Annotated in this window: 21 protein-coding genes and 1 pseudogene; 9 read left to right on the forward strand and 13 right to left on the reverse strand. The window is 71.1% G+C overall.

Annotated elements, in window-relative coordinates; genetic code table 11:
• Nucleotides 1-4: 4 nt before the first annotated feature.
• Nucleotides 5-123, reverse strand: a pseudogene (locus B5557_RS44890) (Appr-1-p processing protein); the annotation flags it as partial.
• Between the two features lie 216 nt (nt 124-339).
• On the opposite strand from B5557_RS44890, the gene B5557_RS06925 reads away from it, so the two are divergent.
• The gene (locus tag B5557_RS06925; protein ID WP_079664636.1) at nt 340-1,056 is read left to right on the forward strand and encodes a MerR family transcriptional regulator; all 717 of its coding nucleotides are present in this window, start codon (nt 340-342) and stop codon (nt 1,054-1,056) included.
• Nucleotides 1,057-1,095: 39 nt separating this feature from the next.
• On the opposite strand, the gene B5557_RS06930 is transcribed toward B5557_RS06925, so the two are convergent.
• Genes B5557_RS06930 through B5557_RS06940 form a run of 3 tightly spaced genes read right to left on the reverse strand, consistent with a single transcriptional unit; the run spans nt 1,096 to nt 5,800 of the window.
• Nucleotides 1,096-3,273: a 3-hydroxyacyl-CoA dehydrogenase NAD-binding domain-containing protein gene (locus B5557_RS06930; RefSeq protein WP_079658289.1), complete on the reverse strand. Its 2,178-nt coding sequence runs from the start codon at nt 3,271-3,273 to the stop codon at nt 1,096-1,098.
• Between the two features lie 40 nt (nt 3,274-3,313).
• On the reverse strand, nt 3,314-4,528 hold the full coding sequence (locus B5557_RS06935) for an acetyl-CoA C-acetyltransferase (RefSeq protein ID WP_079658290.1): 1,215 nt from the start codon (nt 4,526-4,528) through the stop codon (nt 3,314-3,316).
• Nucleotides 4,529-4,567: 39 nt separating this feature from the next.
• A complete protein-coding gene (locus B5557_RS06940; protein ID WP_079658291.1) occupies nt 4,568-5,800 on the reverse strand; it encodes a CaiB/BaiF CoA transferase family protein in 1,233 nt (410 codons plus the stop codon).
• Nucleotides 5,801-5,983: 183 nt separating this feature from the next.
• On the opposite strand from B5557_RS06940, the gene B5557_RS06945 reads away from it, so the two are divergent.
• Nucleotides 5,984-7,156 carry a saccharopine dehydrogenase family protein gene (locus B5557_RS06945; RefSeq protein ID WP_079658292.1) on the forward strand — a complete coding sequence of 391 codons (1,173 nt, stop codon included), beginning with the start codon at nt 5,984-5,986 and terminating at the stop codon, nt 7,154-7,156.
• Nucleotides 7,157-7,163: 7 nt separating this feature from the next.
• Here the strand turns inward: B5557_RS06945 and mmpA are convergent, their stop codons facing one another.
• The 4 genes from mmpA to B5557_RS06960 all read right to left on the reverse strand — a co-directional run bounded on the left by mmpA (nt 7,164) and on the right by B5557_RS06960 (nt 9,692).
• The gene (gene mmpA / locus B5557_RS44175) at nt 7,164-7,310 is read right to left on the reverse strand and encodes a morphogenic membrane protein MmpA (RefSeq protein ID WP_099935490.1); all 147 of its coding nucleotides are present in this window, start codon (nt 7,308-7,310) and stop codon (nt 7,164-7,166) included.
• 131 nt (nt 7,311-7,441) lie between these two features.
• Nucleotides 7,442-8,137, reverse strand: a complete 696-nt coding sequence (locus tag B5557_RS06950) for an endonuclease V (protein ID WP_079658293.1) — start codon at nt 8,135-8,137, stop codon at nt 7,442-7,444.
• Between the two features lie 64 nt (nt 8,138-8,201).
• Complete coding sequence (locus B5557_RS06955) at nt 8,202-8,531, reverse strand: plasmid stabilization protein (RefSeq protein WP_079658294.1); 330 nt, start codon at nt 8,529-8,531, stop codon at nt 8,202-8,204.
• Between the two features lie 51 nt (nt 8,532-8,582).
• Nucleotides 8,583-9,692, reverse strand: coding sequence for a WD40/YVTN/BNR-like repeat-containing protein (locus B5557_RS06960; protein ID WP_079658295.1), 1,110 nt, complete (start codon nt 9,690-9,692; stop codon nt 8,583-8,585).
• A 224-nt stretch (nt 9,693-9,916) separates the two neighbouring features.
• On the opposite strand from B5557_RS06960, the gene B5557_RS06965 reads away from it, so the two are divergent.
• From B5557_RS06965 to B5557_RS06980, 4 genes are all read left to right on the forward strand, one after another.
• Nucleotides 9,917-10,333: an SsgA family sporulation/cell division regulator gene (locus tag B5557_RS06965; RefSeq protein WP_079658296.1), complete on the forward strand. Its 417-nt coding sequence runs from the start codon at nt 9,917-9,919 to the stop codon at nt 10,331-10,333.
• Nucleotides 10,334-10,616: 283 nt separating this feature from the next.
• On the forward strand, nt 10,617-12,239 hold the full coding sequence (locus tag B5557_RS06970) for an ABC-F family ATP-binding cassette domain-containing protein (protein WP_079658297.1): 1,623 nt from the start codon (nt 10,617-10,619) through the stop codon (nt 12,237-12,239).
• Nucleotides 12,240-12,787: 548 nt separating this feature from the next.
• Nucleotides 12,788-13,564 carry a dimethylargininase gene (gene ddaH, locus B5557_RS06975; protein WP_079658298.1) on the forward strand — a complete coding sequence of 259 codons (777 nt, stop codon included), beginning with the start codon at nt 12,788-12,790 and terminating at the stop codon, nt 13,562-13,564.
• 216 nt (nt 13,565-13,780) lie between these two features.
• Nucleotides 13,781-14,755, forward strand: coding sequence for an acyl-ACP desaturase (locus B5557_RS06980; protein ID WP_079658299.1), 975 nt, complete (start codon nt 13,781-13,783; stop codon nt 14,753-14,755).
• A gap of 134 nt (nt 14,756-14,889) precedes the next feature.
• Here the strand turns inward: B5557_RS06980 and B5557_RS06985 are convergent, their stop codons facing one another.
• Together B5557_RS06985 and B5557_RS06990 are read right to left on the reverse strand one after the other, a co-directional pair.
• A complete protein-coding gene (locus B5557_RS06985; protein WP_079658300.1) occupies nt 14,890-15,414 on the reverse strand; it encodes a hypothetical protein in 525 nt (174 codons plus the stop codon).
• Nucleotides 15,415-15,732: 318 nt separating this feature from the next.
• Nucleotides 15,733-15,978, reverse strand: coding sequence for a WhiB family transcriptional regulator (locus tag B5557_RS06990; RefSeq protein WP_173877647.1), 246 nt, complete (start codon nt 15,976-15,978; stop codon nt 15,733-15,735).
• 205 nt (nt 15,979-16,183) lie between these two features.
• On the opposite strand from B5557_RS06990, the gene B5557_RS06995 reads away from it, so the two are divergent.
• Complete coding sequence (locus tag B5557_RS06995; protein WP_079664637.1) at nt 16,184-16,975, forward strand: VOC family protein; 792 nt, start codon at nt 16,184-16,186, stop codon at nt 16,973-16,975.
• Between the two features lie 43 nt (nt 16,976-17,018).
• Here B5557_RS06995 and B5557_RS07000 read toward each other — a convergent pair whose 3' ends face one another.
• Nucleotides 17,019-18,044, reverse strand: a complete 1,026-nt coding sequence (locus tag B5557_RS07000) for a LacI family DNA-binding transcriptional regulator (protein WP_079658302.1) — start codon at nt 18,042-18,044, stop codon at nt 17,019-17,021.
• 80 nt (nt 18,045-18,124) lie between these two features.
• Nucleotides 18,125-19,150 (reverse strand): multicopper oxidase domain-containing protein, encoded by a 1,026-nt coding sequence (locus B5557_RS07005; protein WP_079658303.1) that lies wholly within the window; start codon nt 19,148-19,150, stop codon nt 18,125-18,127.
• Between the two features lie 198 nt (nt 19,151-19,348).
• Between B5557_RS07005 and B5557_RS07010 the strand changes: the two genes are divergently transcribed.
• Together B5557_RS07010 and B5557_RS07015 are read left to right on the forward strand one after the other, a co-directional pair.
• On the forward strand, nt 19,349-21,826 hold the full coding sequence (locus tag B5557_RS07010) for a ThuA domain-containing protein (RefSeq protein ID WP_079658304.1): 2,478 nt from the start codon (nt 19,349-19,351) through the stop codon (nt 21,824-21,826).
• Between the two features lie 71 nt (nt 21,827-21,897).
• Nucleotides 21,898-24,054: an OmpL47-type beta-barrel domain-containing protein gene (locus tag B5557_RS07015; RefSeq protein WP_079664638.1), complete on the forward strand. Its 2,157-nt coding sequence runs from the start codon at nt 21,898-21,900 to the stop codon at nt 24,052-24,054.
• On the opposite strand, the gene ligD is transcribed toward B5557_RS07015, so the two are convergent.
• Entirely contained in the window at nt 24,041-25,099 is a 1,059-nt protein-coding gene (gene ligD / locus B5557_RS07020; RefSeq protein WP_079658305.1) for a non-homologous end-joining DNA ligase, read from the reverse strand. The genes B5557_RS07015 and ligD overlap by 14 nt on opposite strands.
• Between the last annotated feature and the right edge of the window lie 60 nt (nt 25,100-25,159).

Here is a 25,159-nt window from a genome sequence, read left to right on the forward strand (position 1 = left end):
CGCACTACCCCTCCCCGTGGTCGTACTCCGTCACCGCGACGCCCCGCCGCACCAGCCGCCCGGAGACGAGCGGTTCAACCCGCACCACTTACCTCCGGCCAGGCCGCAGCCTAGCCGGGGCATCCCGCTCCGCTGGGTGGGACGGGTCCTTCTCGCCGTAGAGCTCCGGACATACCGGAGCCTGCCCAGGACCGAGCCCCCGGTGCCACTGACAGTGGGCCGGGCCTGCTCCTTCGTGGTTCGGGTGAGCTGGGACGGCTCCTGGTCCGGTGCCTGGGACAGCCCTGCTGCGGACCGCGCGGGTTTCACAGCACCGGTGGCACAGTGATACTGCTGCACATGACGATCGAGACCGAGGAGCCGGACCTCACGGTCGACGAACTGGCCGCCCGGGCGGGGATCACGGTGCGGACGGTGCGCTTCTACAGTGCCAAGGGGCTCCTGCCCCCGCCCGTCATCGGTCCGCGTCGGGTGGGCCACTACGGTCCCGGCCATCTCGCGCGGCTCGCGCTGATCGAGGAGCTGCAACAGCAGGGCCTGACGCTGGCGGCGATCGAGCGCTACCTTGACCGGCTGCCGCCCGGTCTCGACGCCCACGACCTCGCCGTGCACCGGGCCGTGGTCGCCTCCTGGGCGCCGGACGCCGTGGAGAGGTTGAGCCGGGAGGAGCTCGCGCGGAAGGCGGGGCGGGCGCTCGGCGAGGAGGACGTGGAGCGGCTCGTCGCGATGGGCGTGGTACGGGGTGACCAGGACGCGTACGGGGTTGACCTCGGGCTGCTGAGGCTGGGCGTCCGCCTGCTCGACGTACCGCTGTCGCAGGAGGCGATCCTCGCGGCCCGCACCGTCCTCCTCGACCATGCGCGCGCCGCGGCCCACGAGCTGTCGCGGCTGCTGCGTGAGGAGGTGCCGGAGCGTGACGCGCAGGCGGTGCGGTCGCTGTCGGCGCACATGCAGCCCCTGGTGGTCCAGGCTCTGCTGACGGCCTTCCAGCGGTCGCTCACGTCGGAGCTGCGGGAGTGGCTCGGGGAGCCGCCCACGGACGGCTCCCCTCGATGAGCCCTGACGGGCCCTGACGAGCCCTGCCGAGCCCGTCGCTCAGCGCGCGTCGGTGAAGGTCTCCCCTCGTTCCGCCTTCGCCACCAGCAGCGCGGGCGGCGCGAAGCGGTCGCCGTAGCGTTCGGCGAGCTCATGCGCGCGTGCCACGAACCCGGGCAGCCCGCCCTGGTAGCCGTTGATGTACTGCAGCACTCCGCCGGTCCAGCCGGGGAAGCCGATGCCGAAGAGGGAGCCGATGTTGGCGTCCGCGACGGACGTCAGCACGCCCTCTTCGAGGAGCTTGACCGTGTCGAGGGCCTCGGAGAAGAGCATGCGCTCCTGCATGTCCTCGAACGGGATCTCGCCGCCCGCGCGCGTGAAGTGCTCGCGCAGCCCCGGCCAGAGGGCGCCGCGCCTGCCGTCCTCCCCGTACTCGTAGAAGCCCGCTCCCCCGCCACGGCCGGTGCGGCCGAACTCGTCGACCATGCGGTCGATGACGGTCTCGGCGGGGTGCCCGGGCCACGTGCCGCCCGCCTCCACAAGGGCCCGCTTCGACTCGGCCCGGATCTTCTGCGGCAGGGTGAGCGTCAGGTCGTCCACCAGGGCGAGCACCTTGCCCGGGTAGCCCGCCTGGGCCGCCGCCTGTTCGACGGAGGCGGGCTCGATGCCCTCGCCGACCATGGCGACGCCCTCGTTGATGAAGTGGCCGATCACCCGTGAGGTGAAGAAGCCGCGCGAGTCGTTGACGACGATCGGCGTCTTCCTGATCTGCCGGACCAGGTCGAAGGCGCGCGCGAGCGCCTCGTCGCCGGTGCGCTCGCCCTTGATGATCTCGACGAGGGGCATCTTGTCGACGGGCGAGAAGAAGTGCAGGCCGATGAAGTCGCTCTGCCGCTCGACGCCTTCGGCGAGGACGGTGATGGGGAGGGTGGAGGTGTTGGAGCACAGCAGGGCGTCGGGGGCGACGATCTGCTCGATCTCCTGGAACACCTTGTGCTTCAACGCGGTGTCCTCGAACACGGCTTCGATGACCGCGTCGCAGCCGGCCAGGTCGGCCGGGTCCGCGGTGGGAGTGATGCGGGCGAGCAGCGCGTCCGCCTCCTCCCGCGTGCTGCGGCCCCGGGAGACGGCCTTGGCGCACAGCTTCTCGGAGTAGCCCTTGCCGCGGGCGGCGGCCTCGGCGGAGACGTCCTTCAGGACGACGCCGATGCCCGCGCGGGCGCACGAGTAGGCGATGCCGGCGCCCATCATCCCGGCGCCCAGGACGGCCACCCTGCGGACCGGGCGGGGCTCGATGCCCTGGGGGCGGCTGACGCCGGAGTTGACGGCCTGGAGGTCGAAGAAGAACGCCTGGATCATGTTCTTCGACGTCTGTCCGGCGGCCAGTTCGACGAAGTAGCGGGCCTCGATGACCTGCGCGGTCTCGAAGTCGACCTGGGCGCCCTCGACGGCCGCGGCGAGGATGTTGCGCGGGGCCGGGTAGGGGGCGCCGTTGGTCTCCTTGCGCAGGGAGGCCGGGAAGGCGGGCAGGTTGGCGGCGAACCGAGGGTTGGCGGGAGTGCCGCCGGGGATGCGATAGCCGGGCCTGTCCCAGGGCTGCTGCGACTCGGGGTTGGCGTCGATGAAGGCGCGGGCCTTGGCGAGGAGCTCGTCGGGGGTGGTGGCGACCTCGTGGATCAGGCCATGCTCCAGGGCGCGCCGCGGGCTGTACTGGGTGCCCTTGAGGAGGACCTTGAGGAGGGCGTCGGCGATGCCCAGGAGGCGGACGGTGCGCACGACGCCGCCGCCTCCGGGGAGCAGGCCGAGGGTCACCTCGGGGCAGCCGATCTTCGAGCCGGGGGTGTCGAGCGCGACCCGGTGGTGGCAGGCGAGCGCGAGCTCGTACCCGCCGCCGAGGGCCGCGCCGTTGAGGGCGGCGACGACCGGCTTGCCGAGGGTCTCGATGCGGCGGAGGTTGCGCTTGATCTCCAGTCCGCCGTCGAAGAGCTCCTGGGCGGTCTCGGGCGTCACGCGGATCAGATCGCGCAGGTCGCCGCCGGCGAAGAAGGTTTTCTTGGCGGAGGTGAAGATGATGCCGCGGATGGAGTCCTGCTCGGCCTCCAGTCGGTCGGTGACGACCGCGAGCGACTCGCGGAACGCCTGGTTCATGGTGTTCGCGGACTGGTCGGGGTCGTCGAGGACGAGGGTGACGAGGCCGGTGCGGTCCTGTTCCCAGCGGATGACGGTGCTCTGTGTCATGACGGGGTCTCCGTAGAAGTCTCTGGCTGCGCTGGGGTGGTCAGACGCGCTCGACGACGGTGGCGATGCCCATGCCGCCGCCCACGCACAGGGTGGCGAGGCCGTAGCGCTTGTCCTGGCGCTCCAGTTCGTCGACGAGCGAGCCGAGGATCATCGCGCCGGTGGCGCCGAGCGGGTGGCCGAGCGCGATGGCGCCGCCGTTGACGTTGATCTTGTCCAGGGTCAGGCCCATGTCCCGCGCGAAACGCAGGACGACCGCCGCGAACGCCTCGTTGATCTCGACGAGGTCGATGTCGTCGATGGTCAGGCCGGCCTTCGCGAGGGCCTTGCGGGTGGCGGGGGCGGGCCCGGTGAGCATGATGGTCGGCTCGGAGCCGGAGACGGCTGCGGAGACGATCCGCGCGCGCGGGGTGAGCCCGTACCGCTCGCCGACCTCCTTCGAGCCGATCGCGACCAGGGAGGCGCCGTCGACGATGCCGGAGGAGTTGCCCGCGTGGTGGACGTGGTCGATCTTCTCCACCCAGTGGTACCTCTGCAGGGCCACGGCGTCGAAGCCGCCCAGCTCGCCGATGTCCGCGAAGGACGGCTTCAGCCGGGCGAGGGAGTCGGCGGTGGTGCCGGGGCGCGGGTGCTCGTCGTGGTCGAGGACGACGAGGCCCGCGCGGTCCTTCACCGGGACGACGGACCGGTCGAAGCGGCCCTCCTTCCAGGCCGTCGCCGCCCGCTCCTGGGAGAGCGCCGCGTACTCGTCGACGTCGCGCCGGGAGAAGCCCTCGATCGTGGCGATCAGGTCGGCACCGATGCCCTGCGGCACGAAGTTGACGGCCAGGTTGGTCATCGGGTCGTTGAACCAGGCGCCGCCGTCCGATGCCATCGGCACCCGGGACATCGACTCCACGCCGCCCGCGAGGACCAGGTCCTCCCAGCCGGAACGGACCTTCATGGCGGCCAGGTTGACGGCTTCCAGACCTGAGGCACAGAAGCGGTTCTCCTGCACGCCCGCCACCGTGTCCGGCAGGCCGGCCGCGAGCGCGGCGATGCGGGCGATGTCGGAGCCCTGGTCGCCGACGGGCCCCACGACACCGAGCACGATGTCGTCGATCGCGGCCGGGTCGAGGCCGGGGAAACGGCCGCGGAGTTCGTGGATGAGACCGACGACGAGGTCGATGGGCTTCGTTCCGTGCAGGGCGCCGTCCGCCTTGCCGCGTCCGCGCGGGGTGCGGATCGCGTCGTACACGTACGCTTCGGTGCTCACTGGCAGGCCTTTCGGGAGGGTGGGCCGAGCGGGGCGGGGTCAGTCGCCCTGGTGCGGGAAGTCCTTCGCGGGGGTCTTCGCGAGGGTCTCTTCAGCGCTCACGGGGGTTACAGGGGTCACAGAGGTCACGGAGGTCTTCTCAAGGTCCGTCACGAGCCCCGGTATGTCCCAGTCACGGGCGACCGCGTGGGTGTCGGCGCCCGGTTGCGCGGGTCCGGTCCGGACGGCGGTGGGCGTCGCGGAGAAGCGGGGTGCGGGGGCCGGCTGGGTGATGCCGCCGTGGTCGGTGAAGGTGCCGCGGGCCGCGAGGTGCGGGTGGTGTGGGGCCTCGCGCAGCGACAGCACGGGCGCCACGCACGCGTCGGAGCCCTCGAAGAGAGCCGTCCACTCCTCCCGGGTGCGGGTCCTGAAGCGGGCGGCGACGGCCTCGCGCAGCTCTCCCCAGCGGGTCCAGTCCTTGCGGGCCTCGCGGAAGTCCCCGAGGCCCAGGAGGTCCACGAACTCGTCGTAGAACTGCGGTTCCAGGGCGCCGACGGCCATGTACCCACCGTCGGCGGTCTCGTAGGTGCCGTAGTACGGGCAGCCGCCGTCGAGGAGGTTGGCGGCACGCCGGTCCTGCCAGCCACCGGCGGCGAGCATGCCGTGGATCATCGCGGACAGGTGGGCGGAGCCGTCGACGATGGCCGCGTCGACGACCTGGCCGGTGCCGTGCACGTGCGCGTGGTGCAGCGCGGCGAGGATGCCCACGACGAGGTAGAGGGAGCCGCCGGCGAAGTCGCCGAGCAGGTTGGCGGGGGGCGGCGGCGGCCGGTCGGGGGCGCCGATCATGCCGAGGGCGCCGGTGAGGGCCAGATAGGTGACGTCGTGGCCCGCGCGGTGGGCCAGGGGGCCTTCCTGGCCCCAGCCGGTCATCCGGCCGTAGACCAGCCGGGGGTTGCGGGCGTGGCAGTCCTCGGGTCCGACGCCCAGCCGCTCGGCCACGCCGGGCCGGTTGCCCTCGATGAGCACGTCGGCGCGGGCGGCGAGGTCGAGCACGCGCACGGGGCCGTCGGGCGCCTTGAGGTCGACGACGACCGAGCGCTTGTTGCGGTTGGTGACGTCATGGGCGGGGTCGATGGCGAGAGACATCCCACCGGGGCGGTCCACGCGGACGACGTCGGCGCCGAGGTCGGCCAGGAGCATGCCCGCGAAAGGGCCGGGGCCGATCGAGGCGAGTTCCACCACGCGCACCCCGGCCAGCGGGCCGTGGCCGTCCGTCCGTCCCGTCGTCATCCAGCCCCCTTGCTGTGACACAACTGATGTAACACCAGCGATGCTAAGAACACGTTCCAGTGGACACAAGAGGAGAGCGAGCAAGCGCTTAGCCGGTTTGGGGACACCTGCCGTCGACCTCCGTACCCCTCACGCTAGCCTCGGCCACCGACAGCGGCGCGGGCTGCACGGCAAAGGGGTGTCATGAGCAGGCTGAAAAGGTCGGACCGTCCGTACGACATCGTGCTCTTCGGGGCCACGGGCTTCGCGGGAACGCTCACCGCGGAGTACCTCGCCGCCCATGCGCCGGCGGGACTGCGCTGGGCGATCGCCGGCCGCGACGCGGAGAAGCTGGAGCGGCTGCGCGAACGGCTCGGCGTGGACGTCGGGGTGGTGCGCGCCGACGTCACGGACCCGACGTCGCTGCGCGCCCTCGCGGAGCACGCGCGCGTGGTGGCCACGACCGTCGGCCCCTATGTGACGCACGGCGAGGAACTCGTCGCCGCCTGCGCGGACACCGGCGCCGACTATCTCGACCTCAGCGGGGAGCCGGAGTTCGTCGACCTGATGTATGTCCGGCACGACGCACGCGCGCGGGAGACGGGCGCGCGCCTGATCCACGCGTGCGGCTTCGACTCCGTCCCGCACGACCTGGGCGTGTACTTCACCGTCCGGCAGCTCCCGGAGGGCGTGCCGCTGACCGTGGACGGCTTCGTGACGGCCGACGCCACCTTCTCGGGCGGCACCTTCGCCTCCGCGCTGGGCCAGTTCGCGCGCGGCCGGCAGATGGTGGCCGCCGCGCGGGAGCGGGGGCGGCACGAACCGCGGCTGCTGGGCCGCCGGGCCGCCGCACCGGTGGGCGTGCCCCGGTTCGCCCCGGAGGCCGGCGCCTGGGCGCTGCCGCTGCCGACCGTCGACCCGCAGATCGTGCTCCGATCGGCGCGGGCGCTGCCGCGCTACGGGCCCGACTTCCGCTACCGGCACTACGCGGCCGTACGACGGCTGCCGGTCGCCGTGGGAGCGGTGGCGGCGGTCGGGACGCTCGTCGCGGCGGCCCAACTGCCGCCCGCCCGACGCTGGCTGTCGGACCGGCTGAAGCCCGGGGAGGGGCCGAGCGCGCAGAAGCGGGCCAAGAGCTGGTTCTCCGTGCGGTTCGTCGGCGAGGGCGGCGGCCGACGGGTGTGCACCGAGGTCGCGGGCGGCGACCCCGGCTACGACGAGACGGCGAAGATGCTCGCCGAGGCGGCGCTGTCCCTGGCCTGCGACGACCTCCCGCCGACGGCGGGGCAGGTCACGACGGCGGTGGCGATGGGCGACGCACTGACCGAGCGGCTGACCCGGGCGGGCATCAGGTTCCGGGTGGCGGCGCGGCGCTGAACGCGCCCTACAGGGGCCACTGCACCAGCGTGTAGATCATCCCGACGATCCAGCCCAGCCCGGCCAGGACGGCGAGGATCAGCGCGGCGTTCACGGCACGCTCGACAGGACGGCCTGGGTCGGCGAGGGGCTTGGGAGCACGGTGCGTCGTCATGCGGGCCAGCCTGCCGAGCGCGGGGCGGGGCGCACATCCGTACAGGTACTCAGACGACGTACTGAGACAACGTACTCAGACGACGTACTCAGACGACGTACTCAGGAGACGTACTCAGAAGATGAGGTGGGTCAGGCGCGGGTCGTCGCCTCCTGGAGCGCCCGCCGGCAGAGGGAGTCCGCCCGGCGGGTCGTCTCCGGGAGGCGGAACTCCGGGGTGAGGGCGAGCGTGTGCGCGCACGCGACGTCCAGGGTGACGCGGTGGCCGATGGACACGAAGACCGGCTTCACGCCCGCCCGGGTGCGCAGCGCCCGCCCCACTTCGTCGTCGCCCGCCAGCAGCGGGGACGCCGCACCGCGAGGGGCTCCCGGGTCGTCGTAGGTGAAGGTGAACGGGTTCTTGGCGACGCCGATCGTGGGCAGGCCGGTGAGGACCCCGAGGTGGCTGGCGAGGCCGAAGCGGCGCGGGTGGGCCAGGCCGTAGCCGTCGCAGACGACCAGCCCCGGCGGGCGGGGCAGGGCGTCGAGGGCGGCGAGCACGGTGGGGATCTCGCGGAAGGCGAGCAGTCCGGGCACGTACGGGAAGGAGATCCGCCCCACGGCCGTGGCCTCGGCGACGACTTCGAGGCCGGCCGCGTCGAGGACGACGGCCGCCGCCGCGACGACGTCCCGCTCGTCGTCGTAGGCCACGTCGACCCCCGTGACGTACCCCGTCCCGGGCGGCGGACCCGGCTCGTCGAGCACCACCCGCGCGCGCAGTTCGTCCTGGACGGCGCGGGCCTCTTCCTCGGTCGCGGGCCAGCCCGCGGGAATGTCTACGGTCGTCATGGTGAGGACGAGAGTACGGCTCCCGGGGTCCGGCCCGCGATCATGTTCCGAAGCGGCTGCCGACTCAGCTCTTGCCGCCGAGCGCACGCTGCAGCTGACTCTTGTTCATGTCCGAGCGGCCCTTGACTCCGCGCCGCTTGGCCTCCTCGTAGAGCTGGTCGTAGGTGGGCCCCTGGGAGCCCTTGCCGGACCGCTGGCCGCCGCGCCTGCCGGACGACATGTCCTGCGTGGAGGTGCGGCTCGCGGTCTTCGACTCGCCGGACCGGGCGCGCTCCTTGTTGACCGTCCGGGCGGCGATCTCCTCCGCACGGCCGGTGCTCTCGCCCCGGTCCTGCGCGCTCTTCTTGATGTGCTCGTACTGGCGCTCCCGCTTGGGGCTGGAACCGCGTGGCATGGGCGCTCACTCCTTTCGTGTTCGCGCCCACCGGGTACCCCGAAAAGCCGCTCAGCCCTCCAGGCGGGCCACGCGCCCCTGTTCGCCGGCGGCCCAGCAGCCGAGGTCGGGGGTGCAGTCCACGGTGTCGTACGAGCCCGTGTCGAGGGTGCGCCAGGTGCGGCCGGCGTCGGTGGTCAGGTCGGTGCCGGTGGGGCCGACCGCGAGGGCGGCGGTGCGGCTGTGCGGGAGCCAGGCGACGCCCGAGCGGTAGGCGGGCGGGGGTGTGGCGGCGGGCCGCCAGGTGCGCCCGGCGTCGCCGGTCGTGGCGGCGGCGAGCGGGGAGGGCTGGTCCGCGCGGTAGTCGCCGCCGACGGCGAGGCCGTGGGTGCGGTCGCGGAAGGCGAGGGCGAAGACCCCTCGCGCGGGATCCCCCGCGGGGATTGGGGTGTCGGTGGCCGTCCAGGTCCTCCCCCGGTCGGACGAGTGCAGCACCCGCGCGCGTGCGGCCCCGCCGGTCGCCAGCCAGACGTCGTGGGTCCCCGAGGCGACCAGGCACTGGCCACTGGCGGCGAAGCCCGCCTCGCCGTCCTGGGCGGCCGGCATGCCCTCGTTCGGCAGCACCTTCCAGGAGCGGCCGCCGTCGCCGGTCGACAGGATGCGGAACTTTCCGTCGACCGGGTCGCTCATGGCGAGGCCGTGTCGGCGGTCGAAGAAGGTCATGCAGTCGTAGAAGGCGCGGGCGTCGGTGTTGCGGAAGGACTCCGTCCAGGTCGTCCCGCCGTCCTCGGTGCGGTAGACGCGTGAGGCCTCGCCCTCGCCGATGGCGAGCACCACGGCGCGGCGCGCGTCGAACGCCTCGATGTCCCGGAACTGCAGGTCGGCCGCGCCGGGCGGTGAGACGTCGCGCCAGCTCTCGCCGCCGTCGGTGGTGCGCAGGACGGTGCCCTGGGTGCCGGCGACCCACGCGGTGCGGCGGTCGACCGCCGCGAGGCCACGGAACCGTACGGCGGTGGTGCCGGTGTCCTTGAGGTCCCAGCGCGGGGCCGGCGGGCCCGGTGTGTGCGCCTGGGCGGGCAGGGCGGTCAGGACGGCGAGCGCCGCCCCGCAGACCGCCGCGGCCGCGCGGCCGCCCCTGCGTGCTGTCCGTACCGTGCGTCGCGTGTTCCCCAAGCGCCTCATGGCGGGCGAAGCTAGCCCACGGCTTTCGGTGCCGTCCAGATGCCCGCGATCACCTCAACCGCCTTGTGCGGCACGGGAGGAGAGGTGAGTCACTCCCGTGCATGAAATGCGGTGACCGAGGTCACTCGAAATCGGTGTGCACGGATCGGCCGGTTCCGGCGTCTCTTCCAGTGTCCGGACGCACCGCCCGGAAGTTCGTCCCGCCATCACGAGGGAGCAAGGCGATGTCCACCGTCATCGAGCAGCCCGTAGAGGCCCGTCTGGTCGCCGCTGCGCCCCGGATGCCGAGCATCCCCGCCACGCTGCGCTACGACCGGCACGACCCCTTCGCCGTGCGCATGACCTTCCCCGCCCCGGCCACCCTGGAGGGCGTCGAGGTCTGCTGGACGTTCGCCCGCGACCTGCTCGCCGCCGGCCTGCACGAGGCCGAGGGCCACGGCGATGTCCGGGTCCGCCCCTACGGGTACGACCGTACGGTCCTGGAGTTCCACGCGCCCGAGGGCACCGCCGTCGTGCACGTCCACTCGGCGGAGATCCGCCGCTTCCTGCAGGCCACGAGCGAACTGGTGCCCACCGGCACGGAGTACCGGCAGCTCGACCTCGACCACGACCTGGCGGAGCTGATGCGGGACGCCTGCTGAGGCGGTTTTAATCCTTTGACAGTCCTCCCGGGCCCTCCTACGGTGTTCAACGGTTCTGTTGCCGCCGATTGGAGAAGGACGTTGCTCGTCTGAGGTCTTGAGACACCGCGCCACACGTCTTGCGTGTGGATGCCGCGTGCGACCTCGGCCTGTGAGCCGTCCCTGCGGAACGGGAACTTCTCCCTACTTCCTACTTCCGCGCTCCCCGCTGCTGCGGTGGTCGCCGCCTTCCGGTGTCTCGACACGCGTTGCCCTGACCGCATACGCAACCGCGAGGACCGCTTTGACTCATTCCATCACCTGTTCCTCCCTCGCCTTCTCCTGGGCGGACGGCACCCCCGTCTTCGAGGGACTCGACGTCGCCTTCGGCCCCGGCCGGACCGGACTGGTCGGCGTCAACGGCTCCGGCAAGTCGACCCTGCTGAAGCTGATCGTCGGAGAACTCGCCCCCGCCGACGGCACCGTGCGTCTCACCGGCGAGGTCGGCCACCTCCCGCAGAACGTCGCCCTGGACACGGCGCTCAAGGTCGACGAAGCGCTCGGCATCGCCGCACAGCGGGCCGCCCTGCACGCCATCGAGGCCGGCGACGTGTCCGAGGCCCACTTCGAGACCGTCGGCGACGACTGGGACGTCGAGGAGCGTGCCCTGGCCACCCTCGGCGAGCTCGGGCTCGGCCATGTCGACCTGGACCGCACCATCGGCGAGGTGTCGGGCGGCGAGTCCGTCCTGCTGCGGCTGGCCGCCCTGCTGCTGCGCCGCCCCGACGTCCTGCTGCTGGACGAGCCGACCAACAACCTCGACCTGTACGCGCGGCGCCGCCTGTACGCGGCCGTCGCGTCCTGGCCGGGCGTACTGGTCGTGGTCAGCCACGACCGGGAGTTGCTGGACCTCGTCGACCAGATCGCCGACCTGCGATCCGGGGAGGTCACCTGGTACGGCGGCAACTTCTCCGCCTACGAGGAGGCCCTGGCCACCGAGCAGGAGGCCGCCGAGCGGATGGTGCGCGTCGCGGAGGCCGACCTGAAGAAACAGAAACGCGAACTGGTCGACGCCCAGGTGAAGTTGGCCCGCCGCAAGCGGTACGGACAGAAGATGTTCGACCAGAAACGCGAACCGAAGATCGTCATGGGGGCGCGCAAGCGCGCGGCGCAGGAGTCCGCGGGCAAGCACCGGATCATGCACGAGGAGAGGCTCGCCGAGGCCAGGGAGCGGCTCGACGACGCGGTGGACGCCGTCCGGGACGACGACGAGATCCGCGTCGACCTGCCGTACACGGCCGTCCCGCCCGGCCGGGACGTCCTCACGCTCATGGACCTGCGGCTCGCGTACGGCGCGCGTGTGGCGGGCGGGTTCGACCTGCGCGGCCCCGAGCGGGTGGCGCTGGTCGGGCGCAACGGCGCGGGCAAGACGACGCTGCTGCGCACGATCGCCGGGGAACTGGCGCCCCAGGCGGGCGAGGCGCACGCGCACGTGCCGCTGCGTTTTCTGCCGCAGCGCCTGGACGTCCTCGACGGCGAGCTCACGGTCGCCGAGAACGTGGCCCGGTTCGCGCCGGGCGCCACCAACAACCGGGTCCGCGCCCGGCTGGCCCGCTTCCTGTTCCGGGGCGCCCGCGCCGACCAGAAGGCGGCCACGCTGTCCGGCGGTGAGCGTTTCCGGGCGACCCTGGCGGCCCTGATGCTGGCCGAGCCGGCGCCACAGCTGCTGATGCTGGACGAGCCGACCAACAACCTCGACATGGCCAGCGTCCGCCAGCTCACCACGGCCCTGGAGTCGTACGAGGGCGCCCTGATCGTGGCCTCCCACGATCTGCCGTTCCTGGAGTCCATCGGCATCACCCGCTGGCTGCTCCTGGACGGAGAACTACGAGAAACAACAGCACAAGAACTGGCAAACCCAACGTAGGCCCCGGATCTCTGCACAGAGGGGAGCAGAACAGGTCTGCGCCCGGCCCGCGGCCCAGAACTGGGGGGGAGGGCACGAAACAGGCTCGGCCCGGGCCTGGGGCCGGGGTCCGGCCCGGGTCTGCGGCCGGGGTCCGGCCCGCCGCTCGCCCCAGGCCTAGGCCCGAGGCGCGGCCCGGCACTCGGCCCAGGACCGGGGCAGGGCCCGGCATTCGGCCCAGGCCTGGTGACACGGCACGGCCAGACCCTCGGAAGCTCCCTGCTCGGCTCTCAGAGCGGGGCGCAGCCCAGGACTTGGACCGGGCGCGGAGCAGGACGCAGCCTCCCTCCCAGGCCGGGGCGGGGCGGGGCGCGGCCCCGGGGCTCGGGATGAGGGTCGGCGGGGGGCCGGGTGGGGTTGTTTTGGGGGTGGGGTGGGTTTCGGGGCGGGCATATTGTTACTGCGGGGTTTTGTCCTCGTGGTCCGGCGCTGCATGATGGCTGACCGGCGTCGTCCCTAAGACGCCGGTAGGGCCTGCCCTACGCCGCCGCCGATTCGGAGACCTGGACGTGCCCAGCAAGAAGGCCCTCATCCGCCGCCCCAGCCCGCGCCTCGCCGAAGGCCTGGTGACGCATGTCGAGCGGGAGAAGGTCGACGTGGAGCTCGCCCTGGAGCAGTGGGAGGCGTACGCCGAGGCGCTGCGGACGCACGGCTGGGAGACCGTCGAGGTCGACCCGGCCGACGACTGCCCGGACTCCGTGTTCGTCGAGGACACGGTGGTGATGTACAAGAACGTCGCCCTGATCGCGCGCCCGGGCGCCGAGTCCCGGCGCGAGGAGACCATCGGGGTCGAGGAGGCCGTGGCGCGCCTCGGCTGCTCGGTGAACTGGATCTGGGAGCCGGGCACCCTGGACGGCGGTGACGTCCTCAAGGTCGGCGACACGATCTACGTCGGCCGGGGCGGAAGGACCAACGCGGCCGGCGTCCAGCAGGTGCGGGCCGCCTTCGAACCGCTCGGGGCGCGGGTCGTGGCTGTACCGGTGAGCAAGGTGCTGCACCTGAAGTCGGCGGTCACGGCGCTGCCCGACGGCACGGTGATCGGGCACATCCCCAAGGTGGACCGGCCTTCGCTGTTCCCGCGTTTCCTGTCGGTGCCCGAGGAGGCCGGCTCGCACGTGGTACTTCTCGGCGGCCCGCACGTGCTGATGGCGGCCAGCGCGCCGAAGACGGCGGACCTGCTCGCCGATCTGGGTCACGAGCCCGTCGTGGTCGACATCAGCGAGTACGAGAAACTCGAGGGCTGTGTGACGTGCCTCTCGGTGCGGCTGCGCGACCTGTACGCCTGAACGGGTGAACGGATCATCTTTTCAGCCCTGGGACCTGCGGATCCCGGGGCTGTCCGGCCTACCCCGAATCACCCGGCGAAACACGGCTGATCAGCGATCTTTACAGCATCCTTAGCCTACGGCTTCGTAACCTACGGGTTCGTAGCCTACGATCCCGTAAGTTCCGGCCTCGCTCGCCGGATTGTTCCACTCCGCTTCACGTCCCCTGGAGTACCCGTGACGATCACCTCCCCTCACCTCGGCAGCCCCGCCGTCTGGACCGACGCCAAGCTGCTGTACGCGCTGGAGGAAGTGGTCGAGACCGAGCTCAACCGGCACCTGAAGGTCACCAAGGACTGGATGCCGCACGAGTACGTGCCGTGGTCCGACGGCCGCAACTTCCCCGGCTTCTTCGAGGACGGCGAAGCCTGGGACAAGGAGCAGTCGAAGGTCACGGAGATCGGCCGGATCGCGCTGGTCGTGAACCTCCTGACCGAGGACAACCTGCCCAGCTACCACCACGAGATCGCCTCGCTCTTCGGCCGGGACGGCGCCTGGGGCACCTGGGTGCACCGCTGGACGGCCGAGGAGGGCCGCCACGGCATCGTGATGCGCGACTACCTGCTCGCCTCGCGCGCCGTGGACCCGGACAAGCTGGAGCAGTTCCGCATGGCCCACATGAGCGAGGGCTTCGAGTCGGACAACCGGCACTCGATGCTGCACTCGGTGGCCTACGTCGCCTTCCAGGAGCTCGCGACCCGCGTCTCGCACCGCAACACCGGCCACCAGTCCGGCGACCCGGTCTGCGACCGCATGCTGGCGCGCATCGCGACCGACGAGAACCTGCACATGGTCTTCTACCGGAACCTGCTGAAGGCCGCCTTCGAGCTCGCCCCCGACCTCACCATGCAGGCGGTGCGGGATGTCATCGTGAACTTCCGCATGCCCGGCCACGGTATGCCCGGCTTCGAGCGGTTCGCCGCGCAGATGGCCATCGGCGAGGTCTACAACATGCGCATCCACCACGACGACGTCATCCAGCCCGTGCTGCGCTTCCTGAAGGTCATGGACATCGACGGCCTCGGCCCCGAGGGGCAGCGGGCGCAGGAGGAGATCGGCATGTACATGGGCGGTCTGGACGCGGAGGCTCTGAAGTTCGACGAGAAGCTGGCCGCACGCAAGGCCCGCATGGCGGCCCGCGCCGCGGGCTGACCGCCCTCGCGTCCCACCGGTCCCACGAACGGCTCGCGCAGGAAACCGATTCCCGGCGCGGGCCGTTCGGGCTGTCCGGACGCAGAGGCATCGTCGCGGCCTGGTGGCGACCGGCCAACGTGTTGGGGAAGCGGTCAGGCCGCGCGGCAGAGCACCGCCCGTCTGTCGGCCGCCGTGGCCCGGGCCACGGCGGCCGGGACGGGACGGGCGGCGCGGACGGTGGCCGCGACCTGCGAGCGGTGCCGCGTGAAGACGACGAGGCGCAGCATCGCGAACCGCGCGACACCGGCGAGTGCGGAGGCGGACAGGTAGACGACCTGTTCGAGCACCGCGCCGGGCGCCGCCACCAATTGCTGCAGGACAAGCATCGCCACGCAGGTCACCGCATACGCGGCCGCCGCGGACCCGGCCGACTGCGCATGCTGGCGCCAGGTCGCGCGACCGCCCGCGCCGAAGGTGAAGCGGGCGTGCAGCTCGGTGGCGAGCAGCGTGGATCCCGCCGTGACCAGGGCGTTGGCCAGCACCCAGGGAAGCCATGAAGCGAGGGCCGCCACGGCGAAGCTGGAGGCGAGCCCCACTCCGCCGCCGCAGAGCACGAAGCGGGCGAAGGCGGTGGAGGCTGCGGGCGTCGCCGACTGCCGATTCCGCGCTGTCCGCATGATCCACCCCCCTTGATCGCTCACTTCGCCGACCGTGCGCGCCTCGTCCTGCGAGGCCCCCGCCCCATCGTTTCCCATGATGGAAAAGCTACGTTGCATTCACACAACCGGCAACGCATTAATTGCGCACGATTGACATACATGCAGCCCAGAGAAGGGAAATCGTTGCAATGGATACGCATCTAACGCAACGGACCAAGCTTGGGTCGTTGCAATGGATTGAAGATGAACGCTACCGCGCAGAACGACGGCCCCCGGATCCTAACCGCACCCCCGCGACGCGGTCTCTCGGATTTCGGGGTCAGCGCGACGTACGGGTCAGTGTGCCGTGCGCCTGATCTGCAGGCGTTCCTTCTCGGACAGTCCGCCCCAGACGCCGAAGCGTTCGTCGTTGGCCAGGGCGTAGTCGAGGCAGGCGGTCCGCATCTCGCACATGCCGCAGATGCGCTTCGCCTCCCGCACGGAACTGCCGGGCTCGGGGAAGAAGAAGTCCGCCCCGGTCTGCGCGCACAGCGCTTCCCGCTGCCAGGCGAGGTCGGGTGTGGGAATCGTGTCGGTGTACATGGCGAGAATCGTGCCCCGCGGCGACAAACGTTCCATCAACGCCGCATATACGCGCCGCGGCACGACCCCGGCCGCCCCGATGATGTCCCGGCGACGACCACGACGCACGGCGGCGCGCGGAACGCTCGCACCACGCGCGCGATTGTCAGTGGGCGGTGCCAGACTCGGCAGTGCAGAGAACGGGACCCCTTCGAGGAGGGCAATGATGCTCACCACCCGTTTCGTCAACGGCGCTCCCAACTGGATCGACGTCGGCACGTCCGACATCGACGGCGCCACCTCCTTCTACGGCGCGCTCTTCGGCTGGCGATTCCAGTCGGCAGGGCCCGACGCCGGCGGCTACGGCTTCTTCCAGCTGGACGGCAAGACCGTGGCGGGCGGCGTGCAGACAACGCCCGAGCAGGGCCCGCCGTCGTGGACGGTGTACTTCCAGACACCGGACGCGGAGTCCACGGCCAAGGCCGCCGAACAGGCCCACGGCAGGGTGTTCTTCCCGCCGATGGACGTGATGGGCCAGGGCACGATGGCGGTCCTCGCCGACCAGGCCGGCGTGCCGTTCGGCCTCTGGCAGCCGGCGCTGACCAAGGGCGTGGACGTGGCGAACGAGCCCGGCTCCCTGTGCTGGGTCGAGCTGTACACGCCGGACATCGCCGCGGCGGCCGCCTTCTACAACACGACACTGGGTCTGGAGACCTCGGCCGTCCCCTTCCCGGGCGGCACGTACACCTGCGTCAACCCCGCCGGCGCCGGGGAGGAGGCGATGTTCGGCGGCATCGTCCCGCTGTCCGACGATCCGACGGAGGCCGAGTCGGCGCCGTACTGGCTGCCGTACTTCGAGGTCACCGATGTGGACGCGGTCGTCGCCAAGGCGCAGGAACGGGGCGCCAGGACGCGGATGCCCGCCACGGACGTCCAGGGCGTGGGCCGTATCGCCAAACTCGCCGACCCGTACGGCGCACGCTTCGCGGTGATCAAGAGCGTGCCGCAGGAGACGTGAGGCGGCGGGGCGTCCTCGCCGTGCTCGTGAGGGACTGGCCGGGCTACGCCGAAGTGCGGCGCACCACCGTGGTCGGCAGGATCACGCCGCCCGGTTCGTCGTCGGCGGTGTGCCGGTCGAGGCGGCGCAGCAGAAGGCGGGCCATGATCCGGCCCATCTCCTCGATGTCCTGACGGACCGTCGTCAGTGGCGGGTCGGTCTGTTCGGCGACGGGCAGCATGTCGTCGAAGCCGACCACCGCGACGTCCTCCGGCACGCGCCGTCCGCTCTCTCGCAGGACGCGCAGGGCGCCCGCGGCGGTGAGGTCGTTGGCTGCGAACACGGCGTCGACGTCGGGGCAGCGGTCGAGGAGTTCGCGCATGGCCCGCTCGCCGCCGCCGGGGGTGAAGTCGCCCTCGACGACGAGCCGCGGATCGGTGTCGCCCATGACCTCCCGGTATCCGTCGAGCCGGTCCGCCGCGGACGTCTGGTCGAGGGGCCCGGTGAGGTGTGCGATACGGGTGCGGCCGAGGGCGGCCAGCAGGCGTACGGCCTCGCGGGCGCCGCCGCGGTTGTCGCTGTCGACGTACACGACGTCCCGTGTGCCGTCGCTCCAGCCGGGTCGGCCACCGAACACGGTCGGGACGCCGGCGCCCTGGATCAGGCCGGGGAGCGGGTCGGCGAGGTGCAGGGAGAAGACCAGCGCCCCGTCGACATGATGGCCGGCGAGGTAGCGGGCGACCCGCGCGTGGTCGTCGCGGCCTTCGGTGAGCAGCAGCACGAGCTGGTTGTCGTGGGCCGTCAACTCCTTGCTGATGCCGCGGAGTTGAAGCGCGAAGAAGGGGTCTGCGAAGACCCGGGTCTCCGGTTCGGCGATGACGACGGCAACGGCGTCGTGCCGTTTCGTCACCAGGCTGCGCGCGGCCTGGTTGGGGACGTACCCGAGTTCCTCCACAGCCCGCCGGACCCGCTCGACGAGCGGCTCCCGGACGCCGTCCCCCCCGTTGACGACTCGTGACACGGTCGCCCGGGAGACCCCGGCCCGCGCGGCCACGGCCTCCAGAGTGGGACGCGACGCTGTCTCGGTCACTTCGGAGCTCCTCCTGGCCGGCTGCCGATCAGGATAGCTCCGGAACCCGAGCACGGTGAGAGCGCTCTCGCCGCCGGTCCTCAGTGCTGGTGCGTCTCGGGAGTCCTGTCCGTGTCGCCCGACTCCCCCGCCGCGCGCGGCTCATGCGGCTCGTGGGGCTCGTGCGGCTCGTACCCGGGGATCGTGCCGTCGGGCTTCTTCACCAGGAACAGTCCGACCATGCCCATGTCGGAGTGGCTCTGCACATGGCAGTGGTACATCCACGCCCCGGCGCCCACCCCCTCCCCCGCGAGTACCTGGAAGCCGAAGGAGTCGGCCGGGCCCACGATCTTGTTGTCGATGACCTGGCTGGGGTCGTCGGGCCCGGTGAGCATGCCGGTGCGGTTGTCGGCCCATCGGTGACCGTGCATATGGAAGGTGTGGTAGTACTCGCCGTGCGTGATCATCACGAACTCGACCCGGTCGCCCACCGTCGCCTCGAAGTCGGGGCCCTGGTGGCCCGAGTGGGCGGGCCTGTTGTTGATCGTCATGTCGTTGAAGACGATCGTGTGGGTCACGTCGGGCAGGACGTCACCCTTGCGCCGGACGATCACCGGCCCGTACAGGCCCTTGCGGATGCCGCCCGTGCCGTGTTCCGTTCCGACGACGTGGTCGTGGTAGTGCCAGTAGCCCGCGCTGCCCGCCCGCCAGGTGCCGTCGGCGCGGCGGCCGGGGGCGTGGGTGCGCCAGGTGTAGGTGCGGGTGCCGCCGGGTTCGACGTCACTCCCGTTCAACTTCGTTCCGTCGCTGGACACTTCGTAGTCCAGCCCGTGGACGTGCAGACTCGCCGCCACATCCAGGGTGTTCTCGAACTCGATGTGGACGGTGTCGCCCTCGTTGAGTTCGATGAGCGGCCCCGGGATGGTCGCCCTGCCCTTCTCGAAGCCGTAGCCGAACTGCCCGTCGGGCAGCTTCTCGGCGTACAGCTTGAGATGTCTGACCGCTCCCCCCGGCGGTGCGAGCGTCGCCGGCTGATCGGCGCTCACCGCCTCCGGGCCCAGGGACAACGATGTCGCGACGGCGGCGCCGCCCAGCAGCACCCGGCGGTTGAACCCTCGTCTGTCCATGCCGAACTCCCCACCCTGGTACGGAATTTGCGACGATGAAGAAGGCATGCCTGTGATGAACCTGTGAGACGGTACCGGTCGTTCCGCTGTTTCTCCACACCCAGGACAAAGTTCGTGCCATTGCGGTCATAGGTATTGGCGAGTCATGCAAAGGGGTCTAGCTTCCTTGGCGCTGTCGCTGTGACCGAGGAGGTGCCCATGCACTTACGAGGGTTGAGTACCAAAAGACGAATCCGAGTGACGACCGTGGCGTGCGGGACGCTCGTCGCCGGCCTGCTGTCCGCGCCCGCCGCGGACGCGCGCCCGGCCCCGGATCCACCCCTGACAACGATGTCCGTGAAGTCGCCGCCGGGCGGCGCGAACGTACGTGTGCTGATCTTCCACGGGTCGGCCGCGGCCGGGGACGAGTCCCCGGTCGTGAACGCCGGGATCGAGGCCATCGAGCGGATCGGTCTGTCCGGACCGGCGGGCCAGCGGTTCGCGGTCGAGGCCACCGACGACGCCTCGGTGTTCACCGACGGTACGGAACTGGGCCGTTACAACGCGGTCGTGTTCCTGACCGGCGGCGGTGACGTCCTCGACCCGGAGCAGGAGGCGGGTCTGGAGGCCTATATGGAGGCCGGCGGCGGGTTCGTCGGCCTCCACGACGCGGCCCGCGCCGAGCCGTACTCGAACTGGTTCACCGGTCTGATCGGCGCCCGCCCGGCCGCGTCGAGTCCGACGGCCGTGCAGCGTGCGACCGTTGAGGTCGGTGACCGACGGCATCCGGCCACCAAGGAGCTGCCCCTGGAGTGGAAACGCCCGGACCTGTGGCCGAACTGGGTGAAGAACCCGTCCGGCGACGTGCACACCGTGGCCCGGGTGCGCGAGTCGACGTACCAGCCGGGCGCGAGCGCCAACGGCGCGGACCACGCCGTCAGTTGGTGCCGGGACTACGACGGCGGCCGCTCCTTCTACACGGGCATGGGCGGCACCGTGTCGTCGTACGACGAGGTCGACTTCCGTGCGCATCTGCGCGGCGCGCTGCTGTGGACGACCCGGCTGGTGCAGGCGGACTGCAAGGCGACCATCTCCGGGAACTACAAGGCGGAGCGGCTGACCCAGCCCAACCAGCCCGGGCGCAATGACCAGATCGGCGAACCGCACGGCCTGGTCACCGCGCCCGACGGCCGGGTCCTCTACATCGGGCGGGGCGGCGCCGACTCCTCCCAGCCCGTGATCACCGACTGGAACAATCCGAACGTCGGCAAGGGCAAGGGGCAGATCCACGTCTACGACCCGGCGACCAAGAAGGTCACCCTGGCCGGGGAGTTGACGGTTTTCGGCAACAAGGGCGGCGGCGACGAGCTCATCAAGGTCGAGGAAGGGCTCCTCGGCATCGAGCTCGACCCGCGGTTCGAGCAGAACGGCTGGGTGTACCTGCACTACACGCCCCATTCGGGCGTCAACCGTGAGACCCGGATGGCCGAGCGGCGCGTCTCCCGTTTCACGCTCGACCCCGCCACGAACCGGCTCGACCTGAACAGCGAGAAGGTGCTGCTCAAGTGGCCGGTGCAGGTGCACAGTTGCTGTCACGCCGGGGGCGGGATGTCCTGGGACTCGAAGGGCAACCTGTACATCGCCACCGGTGACAACAACTCCAGTGGTTTCAGCGACGGTTACTCCGGAAACAACCCGCAACCGAACTTCAGGGGTGTTTCCTTCGCCGACGCGCGCCGCACCGCCGGAAACACCAACAACCTCAACGGCAAGATCCTGCGCATTCACCCGGAGGCCGACGGCACGTACACGCTTCCGGCGGGGAACCTCTTCACGGGCCGGGAGACCGCCGAGGGCGGCGGCAAGACGCGCGGCGAGATCTATGTGATGGGCGTCCGCAACCCCGCGCGGATCTTCGTCGACCGCACGACCGACATCCTGTACGCGGGCTGGGTCGGTCCGGACGCGAGCGACCCGTCGACGACGTGGGGGCCGGCGAAGTACGACACGTTCGCCGTCATCACCCAGGCGGGCAACCGGGGTTGGCCGTACTGCATGGGCAACAAGCAGCCCTACCGGGACCGCAACCTGCCCGATCCCTCGCAGCCGCTGGGCTGGTACGACTGCGACCACCCGAAGAACGAGTCGCCGAACAACGACGGCCTGGTCAACCTGCCGCCGGTCACCGGGAACAACATCTGGTACTCGCCCCAGGGCGGCGCACCCGACTACCCGCGCGACGCGAGCGGCGTCCCCTCGTACCGCAAGGACCAGGCGACCTACCGGCTGCCATGGCTCAAGGGCGGCGGGCAGGCCGCGATGAACGGCCCCGTCTACCGTTACGACGTCACGAGCGCGAGTGCGGCCAAATGGCCCGCGTACTGGGACGGCAAGTGGTTCGTCGGCGACTTCTACGACGCCGACCAGCCGCGCAACGCGGTGGTCATGGACCCGAAGACGCAAGGGTCGGGCGGTCTGCCGGTGCACTCGGAGTCACTGAAGAAGATCGTGCCCGTCGGCAACGACGGCATCAAGAACCTCATGGACTGGAAGTTCGGTCCGGACGGCGCCCTGTATGTCCTCGACTACGGCCGCGGCTTCTTCACCTCGGACGCCAAGTCGGCGCTGTGGCGGGTCACTTACACCGGAGGCGGTCCGACGCCGGCCGTCCACGAGCTGGCGAGGGGGGCGCAGTGACACGGCGAGCACGGCGAACACGGCGAACACGGCAACGTAGAATCTGGCCGGTCCTGTTGGCGGCCGTACTGATGATGCTCGGACTGCAGGCGGCGCCGACGACGGCGGCGGCGGCGGCACAGTCCGAACCGGCGGCTGCCGCCCAGGTGCTCACCTGGACCGCGGGCGACGGCATCACCGCGTACGTGTCGGCGCCGACCACGGCGGTGGCGGGTCAGGCGACCATCGTCTTCGAGAACAGCGCGGCCACCGGCAACACCACCGGCATGCCCCACACGTTGACGTTCGTCACCAGCGATCCCGAGTTCAACAACGACGTCACGCTGAACATCCTGGCCAACCCGAACGACGACATGGGCGGCCGCCACACCGCCGAGGTCACCCTGACCCCGGGCCGCTACTTCTACCACTGCACGATCCCCGGCCACGGCCAGATGCAGGGCATCCTCGTGGTCACCGAGGGCGGCGGCGAGGACACGACCGCGCCCGAGACGGCGGCACAGGTCACCGGCACACAGAACGCGCAGGGCGAGTACGTCGGCTCTGCGAGTGTCGCGATCGGCGCGACGGACGACGGCGGGTCCGGGGTCGACAGCATTCAGTACGCCGTCGACGATCTGGCCGGCTGGATCCCGTACACCGCCCCGGTCGTCGTCGACCAGGTCGGCGCCCACCGGGTCCGCTACCGGGCGTTCGACAAGGCGGGCAACGTCTCGGCCGAGAAGAGCGTCGCGTTCACGGTCGTCGCCCGGCCCTCCGACGACACGGCGCCACCGGACACCTCCGCGACGGTGACCGGTGAGCAGAACGCCGACGGGACGTACGTCGACATGGCGACCGTCACCGTGTCCGCCTCCGACACCGGTTCCGGGGTCAACACCATCGAGTACGCGGTGAACTCCGGTGCCTGGCAGCGCTATACGGCGCCCGTGATGGTGCACCAGACGGGCGCCCACACGGTGCGCTACCGGGCCACCGACAAGGCGGGCAACGTGTCCGCCGAGAGGGACGTCCGGTTCACGGTGGTCGCGGCGACCCCGCAGGACACCACGCCCCCGGTGACCGGCGTGACCGTCGACGGCACGAAGAACTCCGACGGGGCGTATGTCGGCAACGCCAAGGTGACCGTGAGCGCGACGGACGCGGGCGGCTCGGGTGTCGACCGGATCGAGTATTCGCTCGACAGCGGACCGTACCTCGCCTACGGCACACCGGTGACCGTCGACCGGGCCGGTCCGCACACCCTCGCCTACCGGGCCATCGACAAAGCCGGCAACACCTCCACCGCGCGCACGGTGACCTTCACGGTGGTGTCCAGTCACGTCCCGGCCCCCAACTGCCCCGAGTACGACGAGCGGTTGACGGTCATCGTCGGCACGGTCGACTCCGGGGTGCCGAACCGGCTGACCGACAGCCGGTGCCGCATCAACGAGTTGATCGAGGACGAGAAGGAGTGGACGTCCCACGCGCTGTTCCTCAAGCACGTGAAGACGGTCCTGGACAAACTGTTCGCCGACGGGGTCGTCGACGGCCGCGAGTACGACGCGATCCAACAGGCGGCCCGCGAGTCCGGGATCGGCACGCCCGGCCAAACCGAGGGCTACCGCACCATCCTCGACGGAACCGCGGAGTCTTTCTCGCGATGGCAGCAGGTGGGCGGCGGTTCGTTCGCGCTGAACGCCGACGGGTCGATCACCTCCGGCACGACGCGGGACGGACTCGGCATGCTGTGGTTCCCGCAGCGCAAGTACGGCGACTTCTCGCTGAAGCTGCAGTGGCGCGACGACGCGCCCGGCACGGGCAACGCCAACTCCGGTGTGTTCGTGCGCTTCCCGTGGGTCCATGACCACCCCGAGGAGCCGCGGCCGGAGTGGGTCGCCATCAAGTACGGCCACGAGGTGCAGGTGTTCGACCGGCCCGACGGCGACATGTACAAGACGGGCTCGGTGTACGGCTTCGACCGGGTGGGACTCGCCGGGGCCGGCGTCACGCAGAAGGGCACCTGGAACGACTACGAGATCCGGGTGGTCGACCAGCACTACTCGGTATTCCGCAACGGCGTGCTCATCAACGAGTTCGACAACATCGGCGGCCAGGAGTTCTCCCCGCCCCGCTCGGACGACCCGGGCACGGACGGGCGGCGGTTCGCGTCCGGCTACATCGGGCTCCAGGTGCACAGCACGACGGACGTCGTCTCCTACCGGGACGTCCGGATCAAGGAGTTGTAGCGTCCGGAGGAGGCGCCTCGGCCTCGGCCGGGGACGCCTCCTTCTTCGCCCGGCTCGGCTGCACCCGCTTCGGCTCCCCCGGCATCTTCGGGTACTCCGGCGGATACGGCAGATCGCCCAGCCCGTGGTCGTGTTCGTCACGGCGGGCGAGTTCGAGCAGGGCCTCCAGCGAGAAGCGGTGATCGTCCATGTCCGTGTGCACGTCGCCGAGTTCGGCGAAGCGCGCGGGCATGGTCGCGATGTCGAAGTCCCGCGGGTGCGCGATCCCGACCTCGTCCCAGCTCAGGGGCGCCGACACAGGGGCGTGCGGGAGGGGTCGCACGGAATAGGCGGAGGCGATCGTGCGGTCCCTGGCCGTCTGGTTGTAGTCCACGAAGATGCGTTCGCCGCGCTCCTCCTTCCACCACTTGATGGTCACGTGGTCCGGCATCCGCCGTTCCAGCTCCCGGCCCACGGCGATGGCGGCGCGCCGGACCTGGGTGAAGGTCCATCTCGGCTCGATCGGCACGAAGACATGCAGGCCGCGGCCGCCGGAGGTCTTGGGAAAACCGCGCAGGCCGCCGAACTCGTCGAGAACGGCGCGCAGTTCGTGGGCGGCGCGGACGGCGTCGTCGAAGTCGGTGCCGGGCTGCGGGTCGAGGTCGATGCGCAGCTCGTCGGGGTGGTCGACGTCGGTGCGGCGGACGGGCCAGGGGTGGAAGGTGAGGGTGCCGTACTGGGCCGCCCACAGGACGGCCGCCTCCTCCGTCGGGCACATCTCGTCGGCGCTGCGCCCGCTCGGGAAGGTGATGTGGGCGGTCGGGATCCAGTCGGGCATGTTCTTCGGCGCCCGCTTCTGGAAGAAGGACTCGCCGGTCACACCCTCCGGGTAGCGCTCCAGGGTGGTGGGGCGGTTGCGCAGGGCGCCCAGGATGCCGGGGGCGACCGCCTGGTAGTAGCGGGCGAGGTCCAGCTTGGTGAAGCCGCGCTCCGGGAAGAACACCTTGTCCGGACTGGACAGCCGTACTGTCCGCCCGGCCACTTCCAGCTCCACCGCATCGCCCATGCGAGCCACGGTAGACATACCTCCGAGACCTCGCATCAGCTCGGATCGGCTTGCCTCGGC

This window comes from Streptomyces sp. 3214.6, from assembly GCF_900129855.1.
Taxonomy (GTDB): Bacteria; Actinomycetota; Actinomycetes; order Streptomycetales; family Streptomycetaceae; genus Streptomyces; species Streptomyces soliscabiei.